Origin of the sequence: Stenotrophomonas sp. (genome assembly GCF_032061965.1) — a bacterium.
Classification (GTDB): domain Bacteria; phylum Pseudomonadota; class Gammaproteobacteria; order Xanthomonadales; family Xanthomonadaceae; genus Stenotrophomonas.
Map to the genome: position 1 here is coordinate 73,059 of NZ_DAMBEF010000006.1, position 16,365 is coordinate 89,423.

Sequence of the window (16,365 nt, forward strand, 5' to 3'; positions counted from 1 at the left end):
GCTTGCCGCGTTCACCAGCGGGCGCCGATCAGGCGCGGCTCCGGTTCAATCGGCACGCCGAATTTTTCCAATACCGCGGCAGATACGCGGCGAGCGAATGCCAGCAGATCCGCGCCGGTGGCGTTGCCGTGGTTCACCAGCACCAGGGCGTGGTTGGGGGAAACCCCCGCGTCGCCATCACGCTGCCCCTTGAAGCCGGCTGCCTCGATCATCCATGCCGCCGATACCTTGCGATGACGTTCGTCGTCGGCAGGGAACACGGGCAGGGCAGGGTAGTGTTGCAACAACACGTCCACCTGCTCGATCGGCAGGATCGGGTTCTTGAAGAAGCTGCCAGCATTTCCCAATACGTCCGGGTCAGGCAGCTTGCGGCGGCGGATGGCGATGACCGCATTGGCCACGTCGGCGGCCACCGGTTGCTCGATCCCCATAGCCTGCAGTTCCTCGCCGATGCCGGCGTACTCCAGGCGCAACGCATGCAGCAGCGGCAGGCGGAACTCGACGGCCGTGATCAGGTAGCGATCAAGCTCGTGTTTGAACACGCTGTCGCGGTAGGCGAATCGGCAGGCTTCCTGGTCCAGTCGCACCCAGACGTTGTCCTGACGATCCCAGGCTTCGACGGTCTGGATGAACTCGCCGACCTGCACGCCGTAGGCGCCGATATTCTGGATGGGGGCGGCGCCTACCGTGCCGGGGATCAGTGCCAGGTTTTCCAACCCGGACAGGCCCTCGGTCAGCGACCACATGACCAGCTCATGCCAGATAACACCGGCGCCAACGCGCACGATGGTGTGGTCGGCGCGATGCTCCAGCGCAGTGATTTCACGGTTGTCGAAGACCAGCACCACGTCGTCGGGATCGGCAGCCAGCAATACATTGCTGCCGCTGCCCAGGACCAGCAGGTCTGCATCGCCGATGGTGGCCAGTGCTTCAGGCAATGCTGCGGCATCGTTGACGTGCAGCAGGCGCTTTGCGTGCGCGGGAACGTGGAAGGTATTGAGGTGGCGCAGGGAGGCGTTTTCAGCCAGCGACCAGGCGGGGACAGCTGCAGTCATAGCGGAGCGACGGCGCCTCCCGACGGGGACTCACGGCGGCGACGGATGGCGTCCACGCAATCACCAATCAGGCTGGGGCCACGGAAGATCAAGCCGCTGTAGACCTGCACCAGCGACGCACCGGCAGCCATTTTGGCCACAGCGTCAGCACCGGAACTGATGCCGCCAACGCCAATCAGCGGGATCGATTCGGGCAGGCGGGCGCGCAGGCGGCGCAGCACCAGGGTGGATTGGCCGAGCAAGGGAGCGCCGGACAGTCCGCCAATTTCCTTGGACACGGGGTCGGCGTCGACACCAGGCCGGGCAATGGTGGTGTTGGTGGCAATCACGCCATCCACGCCCAGTTCGCCCAGGACACGCGCGGCGCCATCGATATCGCGGTCGCTCAGGTCCGGTGCCACCTTGACCAGCATCGGTACGCGCTTGCCATGCTTGGCCGCCAGTTGCTCCTGGGCTTCACGCAGGCCTGCTACCAGGCGGCGCAGGGCCTGCTCTTCCTGCAACTCGCGCAGGCCGGCGGTATTGGGCGAGGAGATGTTGACGGTGATGTAGTCCGCCAGCGGATAGACCTTTTCCATGCAGATCAGGTAATCGGACAGGGCATCCTCGTTGGGGGTGTCCTTGTTCTTGCCGATGTTGATGCCGAGCGGACCCGGGCGCCGTTGCACGGCTTCCACGTTCTTGACCAGTGCATCCACCCCAAGGTTGTTGAAGCCCATGCGGTTGATGATGGCGCCGTGGCCGGGCAACCGGAACAGGCGCGGCTTGGCGCTGCCGGCTTGCGGGCGCGGGGTGATGGTGCCGATCTCGACGTAACCAAAGCCCAGGCCGAACAAGCCTTCGATGTGTTCGCCGTTCTTGTCCAGCCCCGCGGCCAGGCCAACCGGGTTCGGGAAGTCCAGGCCAAAGGCCTTGGTCGGCAGCGGCTGGATGCGGCCGGCGATCAGCGGCGTGGTGCCGGTGCGCCATGCAAGGTCCAGGGCGGACAGGCCCAGGCCGTGGGCGCGCTCTGCATCAAGGCAAAAAAGAAAAGGGCGGGCTATCGAATACATAAGCTCAAGTCAGCGTGCCAATGAAGGCGCGGGTCTGGTACTGGAAGGCAACCTTGCCATCCACGGCGTGGTTGTCGAACAACTGGCGCAATGCATCCAGCATTGCAGCGTGGCGCGGGTGGCCGGCCTGCGGTGCGTATGAGGACGACAGCAGGCGCCCCCGCAGGCTTTCATGGTCAAGGTACTGCACGTTGGGAAAGCTGGCGATGCCGCGCAGGCCGGTGCCAAACCAGTCGCGCATTTCCTGGTCGCTCTGGTAGCGCTCGGCAACCTCGCTGTAGTCGGTGCCGTAGTCGATCAACAGGCGCTCGTAGCCGACCAGAAACGCCGAGCCTTCGAGCAGTCGCGAGTTCCAGTAGACCAGGGCCATCCCGCCAGGGCGCAGGATGCGCGCCCATTCGCGATGAACTGCCGCCGTGTCGAACCAATGGAACGCCTGCGCAGCGCTGACCAGGTCAATGCTGTGATCGGAGAGGGTGGTGGCTTCTGCGGTGCCGTCCACCAATTGCAAGGCGGGGAAATCCTGGCCGAGCCATTGCTTGGCGGCGTCGCGCATTGGCGCGTTGGGCTCCACTGCGACCACTGGGTGTCCTGCTTCCAGGAATATCCGGGTAGAAATGCCGGTGCCGGCGCCGATGTCGGCGACGCGGGCTGTGCGGGGCACGCCGATATCCCGATGCAGCCATTCCAGCAATGCGGGCGGATAGCCCGGCCGGTAGCGCACGTAATCGGCGACGCGGCTGCTGAAACGGGTGGTTGCGTCGGGTCGGCTCATGCGGCCCTCACGAGTTGAGTGCGGCGATCCACGCCAGGCCGCCGAAGAACGCGATGAACACCACGACCACAAGCACCCACATCGCAACCGACAACCAACCCATCACCAAGCCAGCGATCGCAAGTCCGTCGCCATCGAGTTGACCGTTGCTGCGGCGGATTTCACCGCGTGCCATATGGCCAAAGATGATCGCGGCCAGGCTGCCAAGAAACGGCAGCAGGGTCCAGCCAAGGATGCCGGCAACCAGGGACACTACGGCGAAACTGCTGGTTTGACGGACTTGATTCATGCCTGGGCTCCCGGTGAGTTGACTGCATGCGAAAAGGTTTGCAATGCGGCTGTGCCGGGTAGTTGGACGGTGATCGGCCTGGTCATGATGGGGGCGGCAATCAGCACCAATGCCAGCACCGCCACGTGTGCCCACCCCAGCCACAAACCGATCCTCGCCAACTTCTCGCCTTGCATAGCGCCATGAGATGCCCGGATCTCGGTAAGTGCAGCACGGCCATAGCAGATTGCGACGACGGTGCCGATCAACGGCAGCAGCGTCCAGCCCAGAATCCCAGCAACGAAGCTGATGATGGCGTTGGTATTGACCGGCTGGGTTGGGTCTATCGAGACAGAGCTCATCGATGGATCTCCACTGAAGGGTAGGGCATCGGAATCTGGCGCAGCATGGGCAGCGGCTCCCGCGTTACGGGAGCCGCGCTTACCCTGTTAAAGATCGAACTTGATGCCTTGGGCCAGCGGCAGCGAATCGGAGTAGTTGATGGTGTTGGTCTGGCGACGCATATAGACCTTCCACGCATCCGAGCCGGACTCGCGACCACCGCCGGTGTCCTTCTCGCCACCGAAGGCGCCACCAATCTCGGCACCGGACGTGCCGATGTTGATGTTGGCGATGCCGCAGTCGCTGCCGGCGGCCGACAGGAACTTCTCGGCGGTCTTCAGGTTCTGGGTGAAGATCGACGAGGATAGGCCCTGCGGCACGCCGTTCTGCATGTCGATGGCTTCGTCCAGCGTGCTGTACTTCATCACGTACAGGATCGGGGCGAAGGTCTCGTGCTGGACGATTTCATCGCTGTTCTTCAGGCCGGTGACAATTGCAGGCAGCACGAAGTTGCCGGCGCGGTCGATGGCGGTGCCGCCGGTCTCGACGGTGCCGCCGGCTGCCTTGGCCTTGGCGATCGAGGCCAGGAACTGCTGCACGGCTTCCGGGCTGTTCAGCGGGCCCATCAGGTTGGCTGCGTCGGTCGGATCGCCGATCTTGCCTTCGACCTGCTTGTAGGCCTTGATCAGCGTGGCCAGAACGTTGTCGTAGATGGATTCATGCACGATCAGGCGGCGGGTGGTGGTGCAGCGCTGGCCGGCAGTACCGACCGCGCCGAACACGATGCCCGGCACGGCCAGCTTCTGGTCGGCGGTCTCGTCCATGATGATGGCGTTGTTGCCACCCAGTTCCAGCAGGCAACGGCCCAGGCGCTGGGCGACCTTCTGGTTGACCGTGCGGCCGACCTGGGTGGAACCGGTGAACGAGATCAGCGGCACGCGGCGGTCGTCGACCATCTTCTCGGACAGGGCAGTGCCGGCGTCGTTGATCAGGAAGAACAGGTCCGGGAAACCGCCATCCTTGAGCGCGTCATTGCAGATTTTCATCGTCGCAATGGCGGTCAGCGGAGTCTTGTTGGACGGCTTCCAGATGCAGATATCGCCACAGATGGCAGCCAGGAACGCATTCCAGCTCCACACCGCAACCGGGAAGTTGAAGGCCGAGATGATGCCGACCAGGCCCAGCGGGTGGTACTGCTCGTACATGCGGTGGCCGGGGCGTTCCGAATGCATGGTGTAGCCGTACAGCATGCGGCTCTGGCCCAGTGCGAAGTCGGCGATGTCGATCATCTCCTGCACTTCGCCATCGCCTTCGGGCTTGGACTTGCCCATTTCCAGGGCGACCAGCGAGCCCAGCGCGTCCTTGTGCTTGCGCAGTGCTTCGCCGCACAGGCGCACGGCTTCGCCGCGGCGCGGGGCCGGGGTGGTACGCCATACCTTGTAGGCTTCCTGCGCACGGGCGATCACGGTTTCGTAATCAGCCTCGGTCGTTGCCTGTACCTCGGCGATCACTTCGCCGGTGGTCGGGTTCTGTGGCTTGAGGACGCCCGCGCCAGTTGCGGCGGACCATTCCCCGTTGCCCATGTAGGTGCCAGCGTTGGTGGCATCCAGAGCCAAGGCCTTGAGCAGCTCGGAAGACATTCAAACTCCTGTTTCTTAACGTGATTTTGGCGCCGTCGGAAACTGCGGGTGGGGCGACGGAGTGAGGCCCACATAGTATCAGAGTGAACCGATTGGCCCCGTGCGGGCTGGTCTGGGGAATGGGACAGGTTGTATCGCTGCGCAGCACGCCCAGGGGCGGGAATCGAGGGCGCGGATCGCAGCCAACCCTGTTGCTCACGGTCGTTTTCGGCGATATTCGCCACCCTTGGCAGGGGCTTCCCCGGTTTGAACAGGAAAGACAGATGAATGTGACGATTTCGGACGGGGTAGTGGTTGGCAACAATCTGCCCTTCGTGTTGTTCGGTGGGCTCAATGTGCTGGAGGATCTGGACTCCACGCTTTATGCCGCCGAGCGCTACGTGCAGGTCACGGGCAAGCTGGGTATCCCGTATGTATTCAAGGCTTCGTTCGACAAGGCCAACCGCTCCTCGATCAACTCCTTCCGTGGCGTGGGGCTGGAAGAGGGGTTGCGTATCTTCGAACAGGTCAAGCAGCGCTTTGGCGTGCCGGTGATCACCGACGTGCACGAAGTCGCCCAGGCCGCGCCTGTGGCCGAAGTCGTCGACGTGCTGCAGATCCCGGCGTTCCTGGCCCGGCAGACCGATCTGGTCACGGCCATCGCCCGTACCGGCCGTGCGGTCAACATCAAGAAGCCGCAGTTCCTCAGTCCGACCCAGATCAAGCACATCGTCAGCAAGATCCGCGAAGCCGGCAACGAGCAGATCATCCTGTGCGAGCGTGGCGCCCAGTTCGGTTACGACAACCTGGTGGTGGACATGCTCGGCTTCCGCGAGATGATCGAGGCGACCGGCGGCTTGCCGGCCATCTTCGACGTCACCCACAGCCTGCAGCGCCGTGATGCCGGCAGCGAAGCCTCCGGCGGTCGCCGCCGCCAGGTGGTGGAGCTGGCCCGTGCCGGCATGGCGGTCGGCATCGCCGGCCTGTTCCTGGAAGCCCATCCGGATCCGGACAACGCGCGTTGCGACGGCCCCAGCGCGTTGCCGCTGGACGTGCTGGAGCCCTTCCTGGCACAGATCAAGGCGCTGGATGAACTGGTCAAGTCATTCCCGGCGCTGGATATCGCCTGATCCCCTGCGCGGATGCAGCTGCCGCCGATAGTCATGGCGGCAGTTTCCCGGGGCCGCCAGGGCGCAATGCGGTTGGCAGCGCTGGTCGTGTCACGTTCTAGCCTGTACTCTTGTCCCCCGTTTTGGCCCCGTAGCTCAGCTGGATAGAGCGGTCCCCTCCTAAGGGACAGGTCGCACGTTCGAATCGTGTCGGGGCCACCACACTTCCATGGCTAACGTCCCTGGAGCCGCGGTGCCTTTCTTGCGCTGCCCAATATGCATGCAGACGACTCCCTGAGCTTTCGCAGCTATGGCCCCACCGGTCATCGGCACTGCCATGCGCACGTGCAGCTGGTGTTACCGGTAGAGGGGGCGCTGGAGCTTGAGGTGGATGGCCGCGGTGGACGGTTGGACCTGCAGCGTGGGGCCTTCGTCGCGCCAGGCGCCAGCCATGTGCAGCAGGCGCAGGGGCGCAACCGCTTCCTGATCGTTGACTGTGACGCCATGCGTATCGAAGCGGCCCATCTTGATCAGGGGCAGCGGGAGCCATTCTTCACCCTGCCGCCCGCCGCCCGTCATCTTCTCGGATACGCGGAGCAGGTATCGGCAGGGCAGGCGCAGTTGGCGCCTGCGTTGGTCCAGCATGTCCTGCCCTTGCTGGTGGATGCGCTGTTCGTGCCTCCACCTCGGCGCGGCTCCGTTCGTTTGCAGGCCTTGTGTGAACAGATCCGGCACGCGCCCGGGCTGGATTGGTCGTTGGCGCGCATGGCCAGCGAGGCCGGTCTGGGCTTGACGGCCTTGAATGCGGCGTTCACGCGTGAGCTGGGCACAAGTCCGGCGCAGTGGTTGCAGCAGCAGCGCCTGCAATGGGCGCAGCAACGTATCGCCGAAGGTCTACTACCCTTGGCACGCATTGCGCAGCAGGCTGGCTACTCTGACCAAAGTGCGCTCACGCGGGCCATGCGGCGCGAGCTGGGGGTGACCCCGGGCCGCTATCGACGTGGGTTCCAGGCGTAGTCCCGGTCAACTGGGACGATGGTTGGGTCAATACAGAAGGGTCGCCGACGGCGGATGCTGTGGCTGGTTTCCAGGAGCTGGGTGGTTTGATGAAAGATCGGATGGCTGGTGGCATCGCCAATGGCGTGGCCTCGGGCGCGTTATGGGGATTGGTGTTCCTGGCACCGGCAGTACTGTCGGATTTCTCACCGCTGCAGCTGGCTGCCGCGCGCTACCTGGTTTACGGGCTGATCGCCGTGATCCTGCTGGTGCCGCGCTGGCCGGCACTTCGTGCGCGCGTCGGCAAGGCCGAGTGGACGGCGCTGACCTGGTTGAGCCTGCTCGGCAACCTGATCTACTTCGTGCTGCTGTCGCTGTGCGTGCAATGGAGCGGTGGCGCGGCGGCCGCCCTGATTGTCGGCATGGTGCCCGTGCTGGTGGCGGTGGTGGGCTCGCGCGAGCCTGGCGCGGTGCCGCTGGCACGGCTGGCACCTGCATTGGCGCTGTGCGTGGCGGGCGTGGTGCTGATGGGCTATGAGGCGATGGGTTCGGCGCATGTGCATAGCAGCGCCAGTCAGCGTCTGATCGGATTGCTGTGCGGGGTGGGGGCGCTGGTGTCGTGGACTGCCTATTCGGTGGGGAATACCCGTTGGTTGGCCAAGGTGCCGGACGTGTCAGGGCATGACTGGTCCTTGCTGACCGGCGTGGCCACCGGCGGACTGGCGTTGTTGTTGACGCCGTTCGCGTTTGCCGGCGGCGCGCAGGGCCACGATGCGGGCCAGTGGGCGGGATTCTGGGCAATGGCTGCGGTGGTCGCTGTGTTTGCCTCGATCCTGGGCAATGCCTGCTGGAACCGCGCCAGCCGCGCGCTGCCGCTGACCCTTGGTGGGCAGATGATCGTGTTCGAGACCCTGTTCGGCCTGGTCTACGGTTTCCTGTGGCAGCAGCGGTGGCCGCTGCCGGTGGAAATCCTGGCGGCGGTCTGCCTGGTGGCGGGAGTTGTCTGGAGCGCGGCAGCGCACCGTCCACCCGCGGCTGCGGCGGAGTCCGTGTAAGCCAACCAAGGTTGGTTCTGCGCAATTGCTTGGCGAAAGCTCTGGATCACTGACAGTTTCGTTTGGCGCGGTGCGCGCGCTGCAGCGGCGTCGTGCCCGGGCGGAGCACAGGACGTTGGCGCGTTGTTGCGCGATGCTTGGCTGTTAGATGGCCGAAGTTGTTGCTTGATGACATTTGCAACTTTTAGCCGCAGCTTCGCCGAAGTTCTCATCAAGCAACATTTTGCGGTGCAGCACTTGACAGTGTGTTCCCTGCTGTTGTCCTCTTGCTGCATGAACTGCCTGCAGCCCATTGCCAACGCAACGCTACCGCCTTTCGGCGGCGCTGACGCGCACGGCTTCGGCGGCGCCATTACCACCACCACTATTACCGTCACCATTAGCCCGGTGCGGCCCGTCGTCTTCGCGTAATTTCCGAAAACCACGGCCCCGCACCCGGATCAGGATGCGGGGGAACTCCATCCAGATGCGTGTCGGGGCCTCCAGCCGAGGTTCTTCCGATGTCGTCAGTTGCTGCTTCACTCGCCGATCCCGCCGCGGACGCTGCTGTCCGCACCGTCGTGCACAAATTCGGCGGTACCTCCGTCGCCGATGCCGACCGCTATCGCCATGTCGCGCAGTTGCTGCTTGCCCGCGATGAGGTCGTCCAGGTCACTGTCGTGTCGGCGATGAAGGGCGTGACCGACGGGCTGATTGATCTGGCCAGGGCGGCGGCCAAGGCCAGTCCGGATTGGGAAGAGCGGTGGCACGTGCTGCGCGCCCGCCATCGCGGCGCCGCCGCGTCGTTGCTGGGTGAGCACTCCGGCGCCACGATCGAGTGGCTGGATGCGCGTTTTGAGCGGTTGCGCGAGATTCTGGCGGCGCTGGCGGTGATAGGTGAGCTGCCGCAGGAAGTACTGGATCGCGTGCAGGGCTTGGGTGAAGTCTTCTCCGCGCACCTGCTGGGGCATCACCTGCAGGCCCTGGGTGAAGATGCCGATGTGCTGGATGCGCGTGATGTGCTGGTGGTCAATCACGGTGAGCTGGGTGTCGATGTCGACTGGAAGTCCAGTGCGGCCAAGTTGGCGCTGTGGCGTGAGTCGCATCCGGCACGGCGGTTGGTGGTGACCGGTTTCGTCGCCCGTGACCGCAAGGGCAACATCACCACGTTGGGCCGCAACGGCAGCGACTTCTCCGGCGCGATCTTCGCCGCGCTGTTTGCCGCCGACGAACTGCATATCTGGACCGATGTCGATGGCGTATTGTCGGCCGACCCGCGGGTCGTGCCCGAGGCCGTACAGCTGGACGCGCTCAGCTACGACGAGGCCTGCGAACTGGCTTACTTCGGCGCCAAGGTGGTGCACCCGCAGACCATGTCGCCGGCCATCGAGCGCGGCTTGCCGATCATCATCCGCAATACGTTCCAGCCGGATCATCCGGGTACCCGCATTACCTCCAACAGTTCCAGCAGCGGCCCGATCAAGGGCCTGACCCTGAGTCCGGATCTGGCCGTGCTCAATGTCGAAGGTACGGGCTTGATCGGTGTGCCGGGCACGGCCGAGCGGGTGTTCTCGGCGCTGCGCAATGCCCATGTATCGGTGGTGATGATCTCGCAGGGTTCGTCCGAGCATTCGATCTGCTGCGTGGTCAAACAGGCCGAAGCCGAATGTGCCCGTGATGCACTGACGCAGGCGTTCTCACATGAACTGGCCGCAGGGCAGGTGCAACGGGTGCAGCTGACCACAGGGGTGAGCGTGCTGGCTGCAGTCGGTGATGGCATGGCCGGGCAGCCGGGTGTTGCGGCGCGTCTGTTCGAGTCGCTGGGCCGGGCCCAGGTGAATATCCTGGCGATCGCGCAGGGGTCATCCGAGCGCAACATCTCGGTGGCCATTGACGGCTGCGATGCGACCAAGGCGCTACGTGCTGCACATGCCGGTTTCTGGCTGTCGCCGCAGACATTCTCGGTGGGTGTGATTGGCCCGGGCAATGTGGGGGCGGCTCTGCTCGACCAGTTGTATGCCTCCGAGGCAGCATTGTTGGCCAGGGCCAAGCTTGATCTGCGCCTGCGGGCGGTGGTCTCGCGCAACCGCATGGTGCTGGATCAGCGCGGCATGCATGGCAACTGGAAGGCGGCGTTCGACAATGCCTCGTTGCCCAGCGATCTGGATCAGTTCACCGATCATCTGTTGTCGGCGCGCCTGCCGCACACCTTGATCATCGATTGCAGCGGCAGTGCCGAAGTGGCGGACCGTTATGAGGGCTGGTTGGCGGCGGGCATCCATGTGGTTACGCCGAACAAGCAGGCCGGTTCCGGCCCGCTGGTGCGTTACCAGGCTATCCGCGAGGCGGCTGCGTCCACCGGTGCGCGCTTCCGCTATGAGGCAACCGTCGGTGCGGGCCTGCCGGTGATCACCACCTTGCGTGACCTGGTGGACACCGGTGACGAGGTAACCGCCATTGCCGGCATCTTCTCCGGCACGCTGGCGTGGCTGTTCAATAAATACGATGGCAGCGTGCCGTTCTCCGAGCTGGTCACGCAGGCGCGCGGCATGGGTTACACCGAGCCAGATCCGCGCGATGACCTCTCCGGTGTCGACGTAGCGCGCAAGCTGGTGATCCTGGCGCGCGAGGCGGGTCACGGGCTGAGCCTGGAGGATGTTGCGGTGGAAAGCCTGGTGCCGGCGGCGCTGCAGCAAGCCAGCGTTGAAGACTTCATGGCACGCCTGCACGAGGTGGATGCCAGCTTCGCCCAGCGCCTGGCCGACGCGCAGGCACGCGGCAACGTGCTGCGCTACGTGGCCCAGTTCACGCCGGGTCAGCGGCCCAGCGTGGGCCTGGTCGAGCTGCCTGGTGATCATGCCTTTGCCAACCTGCGGCTGACCGACAACGTGGTGCAGTTCACCACGCGTCGCTATTGCGACAATCCGCTGGTGGTGCAGGGTCCGGGCGCAGGCCCGGAGGTGACGGCTGCGGGTGTGTTTGCCGATGTACTGCGGGTGGCCGCGGGCGAGGGAGCGCGATTGTGAGTGATGCGGCAATGGGGTCTGGCCTGCGTCAGGCGCGGGCATTTTCGCCAGCCTCGGTGGCGAATGTGGCGGTGGGGTTTGATCTGTTGGGGTACGCGGTGCCTGGGGTTGGCGATACGGTCACCGTGCGTCGCATTGATGCCCCGGAGGTACGTATCGCGGCGATCCGTGGCGCTGCAGTCGCGCTGCCGCTTGACGCACCAGGCAACACGGCCGGCGCGGCGCTGATCGCCATGCGCGAAGCGCTGGCGCTGCCGTTCGGTTTTGAGTTGGAGATCGACAAGGGCATACCGCTCAGTTCCGGCATGGGGGGCTCGGCTGCGTCCTGCGTGGCAGCACTGGTTGCGGCAAATGCGCTGCTCGATGTGCCGCTGAGCCGCGACCAGCTCTACCCGTATTCGTTGGTAGGCGAGGCGGTGGCCAGTGGCAGTCGTCACGGTGACAATCTCGGTCCGATGTTCCTGGGTGGCCTGGTGCTGTGCACGCTGGAGCGCATGGTGCCGGTGCCGGTACCGGCGCAATGGCACAGCCTGCTGGTACACCCGGATGCGTTGCTGGAGACACGACGCGCCCGCGAAGCCTTGCAAGGTAGTTATGCCTTGAAGGAGTTCGTCGCGCAGAGCAGCAACCTGGCACTGGTGCTGGCCGGTTGTCATGCCGGGGATGCTGCCTTGGTCAAGGCTGGCCTGGCCGATGTGCTGGTCGAGCCACGGCGCGCACCCCTGATCGTCGGCTTCGACGCGGCGAAGCAGGCCGCACTGACTGCCGGTGCCATGGGCGCCAGCATTTCCGGTGCCGGCCCCAGCGTGTTCGCCTGGTTTGAAAGCCGCGACATCGCGATGGCTGCCGCGCCCAAGGTGCAGGCTGCGTTTGCTGCTGCCGGCTTCGACAGCCAAAGCTGGGTAACGCCGATCAACAGCCCCGGCGCCCGTCTGCTGTGACTTTGCAAACCTCTTCCCGGTGAAGAGCGTGCCCAACTATTTCGCGGATTTTCGAATGAACTTCATCTCTACCCGCAGTGCTTCTCCCGCCGTCAGCTTGAGCCAGGCCATCGCCGCCGGCCTGGCCCCGGACGGCGGTCTGTACGTGCCCGAGCAGATGCCGGCGGCGCGCACGCTGCACGCTGGTGACAGCATCGCCATCACCGCTGCACACCTGTTGCAGCCGTTCTTTGCGGGTGACCCGTTGGCCGCTGAATTGCCTGTCATCTGCAGCGAGGCGTTCGACTTCCCGGCGCCGCTGCAACCGTTGGCTACCGCCAACGATCACGTGCTGGAGCTTTTCCACGGGCCGACGGCGGCCTTCAAGGATTTCGGCGCGCGCTTCCTGGCGGCCAGCCTGTCGCGCCTGCGGGCGGGGCAGACGCGTCCGCTGACGATCGTGGTGGCCACCTCCGGTGATACCGGTGCTGCGGTTGCTGCCGCATTCCACAATCAGCCCAATCTGCAGGTGGTGGTGCTGTACCCGGATGGTCGGGTTTCGCCGCGGCAGGCACATCAGCTCGGGTGCCTGGGCGGCAATATCCGCGCATTGCGCGTGGCAGGCTCGTTCGATGATTGTCAGGCCATGGCCAAACAAGCACTCAATGATGCGGAGCTGCAGGCCCAAGTGCCGCTCAGTTCGGCCAACAGCATCAGCCTTGGCCGGCTGTTGCCGCAGATGAGCTATTACGCGCATGCAGCGCTCACCCATCAAGCCGTGCATGGCGGCTTGCTGAACTTCGTTATTCCCACCGGCAACCTGGGTAACGCGATGGCGGCGATCATGGCGCGCGCGCTGGGCGTGCCGCTGGGTCGCATCGTATTGGCGACCAATGCCAACCGTGTGCTGCCTGACTATTTCGCTGGCGGCGATTACGCACCCAAGGCCAGCGTTGCAACCCTGGCCAATGCAATGGATGTGGGGGCGCCCAGCAATTTCGAGCGCTTGCGCTGGTTCCATCGTGGGGATGATGTCGCGTTGCGCGGTGCCTTCCAGTCGTTCTCGGTGGACGACGCGACAATTACGGAGACCATCGGCGCCCGCTATCGCCAGTTTGGCGAGGTGTTTTGCCCGCATACGGCTACTGCGGTGCACGTGTTGGAGCAGTTGCGCAGCAGTGGTGAGGCCGCGCCCCTTGATCACTGGGCGGTCGCGGCAACCGCACATCCGGCCAAGTTTGAAGCAGTGGTGGAACCGCTGATCGGGCGTGAAGTGCCGGTGCCCCCGGCGCTTGCCGCGTTGCTGGAGCGTCCGGCGCATGCCGAGCCCTGTGCGCCGGAATATGCCGCGTTGCGCGAAAAGCTGCTGTAAGCAGAAATTCAGCGTAGTGCCGAGCCATGCTCGGCAGGTGGCTTGCAGGCAAGGTTGCAGCCGAGCATGGCTCGGCTCTACAAAGGGCGTCAGCCGAGCATGGCTCGGCTTTACAGGTGGGGCTTCAGAGCTCGTCGTTGGCCAGCTTCTGCAGGCCGGCAGGATCGAGGATCTCGACCACGTTCAGGTGGGGTAGGGCGATCAGGCCCTGCTGGCGCAGCTTGGTGAACGTCCGGCTCACCGTTTCCATGGTCAGGCCGAGATGGTCGGCGATATCGCCGCGGCCCATCGGCAGCGAGACGCGGTTGCTGCTGCGCCCGTTCAAGGTGGCCTCGCGGGCGGCCAAGCGCAGCAGGAAATCCGCCAGCCGTTCAGGTGGCTGCAGGCGGGCAAGCGCCAAGGCGTTGTCCTGGGCGGCATCCAGTTCCTGGCAGGCGCGCTGCAGCAGCTTGCGCTCCAGGTGCGGGTAGCGCTGGCGCAGGTCGCGCATCTGCGTGGTTGGCACCCGGCAGACGCGGCTGTCGGCGATGGCCTCGATATCGTAGCGATGGTGGTCGCTGCCGCTCAGCCCCAGGTAGTCGCCGGGCAGCACGAAGCCGTTGACCTGGCGGCGCCCATCAGCCAAGGTCCGTACCAGCCGCAGCGCGCCTTCTGTCACTGTAAAAACATGACTGCGCGGCTCGCCGCTGCGGGCCAAGGTGGTGCCCATGGCCACCGGCGTGGAGACGGTGATCTGTTCCAGCGCATGGACCTCATCGCAGGAAAGCGCCGAGCACACCGACAGATGGCGGACCGAGCACTGCAGGCATTCGCGCACGCCATTGGCGTCCGCGGTGGCAGACGTAGTGGGGGATTGCTCGGAGCCGTGGGCTGGCCGGGACATGACTGTCGTGTCGGGATAGATACAGTAAATGATACTTCATGCGGCCAGACGGGCGGTGTGCGGCTAGAATTAGCGACCGTTTCCCCCATTGAGTTGCAGGAGTTTCGCCCGTGATCAAGCCCCGTACCCCGCCCGGCATCATGGAATTGCTGCCGCGCGAGCAGATCGCGTTCCAGCGCATGCTGGACGTCATCCGCCGCAATTACGAGCGCTTCGGGTTCCTGCCGGTGGAAACCCCGGTATTCGAGCTGTCCGACGTCCTGCTGACCAAATCCGGTGGCGAGACCGAGCGCCAGGTGTATTTCGTCCAGTCCACCGGTGCGCTGGCCAATGCCGCCGAATCGGCCGACAAGGGCGGGTTGCCGGAAATGGCACTGCGCTTTGACCTCACCGTGCCGCTGGCCCGCTACGTGGCCGAGCACGAGCATGACCTGACCTTCCCGTTCCGCCGCTACCAGATGCAGCGCGTCTACCGCGGCGAACGCGCCCAGCGCGGCCGCTTCCGCGAATTCTACCAGTGCGACATCGACGTGATTGGCAAGGACGCGCTGAGCATCCGCTACGACGCCGAGGTGTTGGCGGTGATCCACGCGGTGTTCTCGGAGCTGCGCATCGGCAACTTCGCCGTGCAGCTGAACAACCGCAAGCTGATGCGCGGCTTCTTCGAGGCGCAGGGCGTGGTGGATGCCGAGCAGCAGGCGCTGGTGCTGCGTGAAGTCGACAAGCTCGACAAGCGTGGTGCGGAGTACGTGCGTGAGACCCTGGTCGGCCCGGATTTCGGTCTGCCGGCCGATGCGGTTGAGCGCATCCTGTCCTTTGTCGAGGTGCGCTCCAGCTCGCATGCGGATGCGCTGGCGCAGATTGACGCAGTGCTGGCGGCGGCGGGTGAGTCGGCCAGTGAATCGCTGCGTATCGGTGCGGCCGAGCTGCGTGAGGTGCTGGAGCTGGTCAAGGCGCTGGGCGTACCGGAAACGGCCTATTGCCTGAACTTCTCCATTGCCCGCGGCCTGGACTACTACACCGGCACGGTTTACGAGACCAGCCTGGTCGACCACCCGCAGATCGGCTCGATCTGCTCGGGCGGCCGTTACGAAGACCTGGCCAGCCACTACACCAAGTCCAAGCTGCCGGGCGTGGGTATTTCGATTGGCCTGACCCGCCTGTTCTGGCAGCTGCGCGAGGCTGGCCTGATCGACGGTATTGCCGAAAGCAGCGTGCACGCGATGGTGGCCTTGATGGACGAGGCGGCCATGCCGCAGTCGCTGGATATCGCCCGTCGCCTGCGTGCCGGTGGCATCAATACCGAAGTGCAGATGGAGCCGAAGAAGATCGGCAAGCAGTTCCAGTACGCCGCCAAGGCGGGCATCCGTTTCGTGGTGCTGGCCGGTGAGGACGAACTGGCGCGCGGCGTGGTTGCGGTCAAGGACCTGCTGCGTGAACAGCAGTTCGAAGTGGCCAGGGATGAACTGGCATCTACCCTCCAGGTAGAGCTGGAACAGACCCGCGCGATGGCGCGCTGATTCAGGAAGGCCCCGCATAGCGGGGCCTTTTTTTGCCTCTGAGACGAAGGTGCGCGGCGAAACAGGTAGTGCCGAGCCATGCTCGGCAGAAGCCTTCCCGGTAACACCCCAGCCGAGCATGGCTCGGCTCTACCGATTGTGCCCCCTCCCTTTCGCGCAGCGAAGGAGAGGGCCGGCGAGGGGTAAGCCTTTGGCTGACAGCAGCAAGCGGCTGGCGCATGAACCCCGTAGTGCCGAGCCATGCTCGGCAGAAGCCTTCCCGGTAACACCCCAGCCGAGCATGGCTCGGCTCTACCGATTGTGCCCCCTCCCTTTCGCGCAGCGAAGGAGAGGGCCGGCGAGGGGTAAGCCTTTGGCTGACAGCAGCAAGCGGCTGGCGCATGAACCCCGTAGT

The 16,365-nt window shown here is 64.8% G+C and carries 15 protein-coding genes and 1 tRNA gene; 9 read left to right on the forward strand and 7 right to left on the reverse strand.

Going from position 1 to position 16,365, the window contains the following annotated elements:
- Window positions 1–11: 11 nt before the first annotated feature.
- The 6 genes from murB to RT460_RS04815 form a co-directional block, all read right to left on the reverse strand.
- Entirely contained in the window at window positions 12–1,055 is a 1,044-nt protein-coding gene (gene murB / locus RT460_RS04790) for a UDP-N-acetylmuramate dehydrogenase (RefSeq protein WP_313317489.1), read from the reverse strand.
- Window positions 1,052–2,107: a quinone-dependent dihydroorotate dehydrogenase gene (locus RT460_RS04795; protein ID WP_313317491.1), complete on the reverse strand. Its 1,056-nt coding sequence runs from the start codon at window positions 2,105–2,107 to the stop codon at window positions 1,052–1,054. Before RT460_RS04795 ends, murB begins: the two co-directional genes overlap by 4 nt.
- Before the next feature lie 4 nt (window positions 2,108–2,111).
- Entirely contained in the window at window positions 2,112–2,882 is a 771-nt protein-coding gene (locus RT460_RS04800) for a methyltransferase domain-containing protein (protein ID WP_313317492.1), read from the reverse strand.
- A 7-nt stretch (window positions 2,883–2,889) separates the two neighbouring features.
- Window positions 2,890–3,171, reverse strand: coding sequence for a DUF4190 domain-containing protein (locus RT460_RS04805; protein ID WP_313317493.1), 282 nt, complete (start codon window positions 3,169–3,171; stop codon window positions 2,890–2,892).
- On the reverse strand, window positions 3,168–3,512 hold the full coding sequence (locus RT460_RS04810; protein ID WP_313317494.1) for a DUF4190 domain-containing protein: 345 nt from the start codon (window positions 3,510–3,512) through the stop codon (window positions 3,168–3,170). Before RT460_RS04810 ends, RT460_RS04805 begins: the two co-directional genes overlap by 4 nt.
- Window positions 3,513–3,599: 87 nt before the next feature.
- Complete coding sequence (locus RT460_RS04815; protein ID WP_312367955.1) at window positions 3,600–5,132, reverse strand: aldehyde dehydrogenase family protein; 1,533 nt, start codon at window positions 5,130–5,132, stop codon at window positions 3,600–3,602.
- A 263-nt stretch (window positions 5,133–5,395) separates the two neighbouring features.
- On the opposite strand from RT460_RS04815, the gene kdsA reads away from it, so the two are divergent.
- From kdsA to thrC, 8 genes are all read left to right on the forward strand, one after another.
- Window positions 5,396–6,241 (forward strand): 3-deoxy-8-phosphooctulonate synthase, encoded by an 846-nt coding sequence (gene kdsA, locus RT460_RS04820; RefSeq protein WP_313317495.1) that lies wholly within the window; start codon window positions 5,396–5,398, stop codon window positions 6,239–6,241.
- 124 nt (window positions 6,242–6,365) lie between these two features.
- Window positions 6,366–6,442, forward strand: a tRNA-Arg gene (locus RT460_RS04825).
- Between the two features lie 54 nt (window positions 6,443–6,496).
- The gene (locus tag RT460_RS04830; protein ID WP_313317497.1) at window positions 6,497–7,237 is read left to right on the forward strand and encodes an AraC family transcriptional regulator; all 741 of its coding nucleotides are present in this window, start codon (window positions 6,497–6,499) and stop codon (window positions 7,235–7,237) included.
- Between the two features lie 89 nt (window positions 7,238–7,326).
- Window positions 7,327–8,271, forward strand: a complete 945-nt coding sequence (locus RT460_RS04835; protein ID WP_313317498.1) for a DMT family transporter — start codon at window positions 7,327–7,329, stop codon at window positions 8,269–8,271.
- 168 nt (window positions 8,272–8,439) lie between these two features.
- Entirely contained in the window at window positions 8,440–8,682 is a 243-nt protein-coding gene (locus RT460_RS04840) for a hypothetical protein (protein WP_313317499.1), read from the forward strand.
- 89 nt (window positions 8,683–8,771) lie between these two features.
- Entirely contained in the window at window positions 8,772–11,276 is a 2,505-nt protein-coding gene (gene thrA, locus RT460_RS04845; protein ID WP_313317501.1) for a bifunctional aspartate kinase/homoserine dehydrogenase I, read from the forward strand.
- Between the two features lie 11 nt (window positions 11,277–11,287).
- Complete coding sequence (locus RT460_RS04850) at window positions 11,288–12,217, forward strand: homoserine kinase (RefSeq protein ID WP_313317502.1); 930 nt, start codon at window positions 11,288–11,290, stop codon at window positions 12,215–12,217.
- Window positions 12,218–12,272: 55 nt separating this feature from the next.
- The gene (gene thrC, locus RT460_RS04855) at window positions 12,273–13,568 is read left to right on the forward strand and encodes a threonine synthase (RefSeq protein WP_313317504.1); all 1,296 of its coding nucleotides are present in this window, start codon (window positions 12,273–12,275) and stop codon (window positions 13,566–13,568) included.
- A gap of 124 nt (window positions 13,569–13,692) precedes the next feature.
- On the opposite strand, the gene RT460_RS04860 is transcribed toward thrC, so the two are convergent.
- Window positions 13,693–14,451 (reverse strand): helix-turn-helix domain-containing protein, encoded by a 759-nt coding sequence (locus RT460_RS04860; RefSeq protein WP_313317505.1) that lies wholly within the window; start codon window positions 14,449–14,451, stop codon window positions 13,693–13,695.
- Between the two features lie 110 nt (window positions 14,452–14,561).
- Here RT460_RS04860 and hisS point away from each other — a divergent pair, with 110 nt between their 5' ends.
- Window positions 14,562–15,971 (forward strand): histidine--tRNA ligase, encoded by a 1,410-nt coding sequence (gene hisS / locus RT460_RS04865; protein ID WP_313317506.1) that lies wholly within the window; start codon window positions 14,562–14,564, stop codon window positions 15,969–15,971.
- Window positions 15,972–16,365 lie beyond the last annotated feature (394 nt).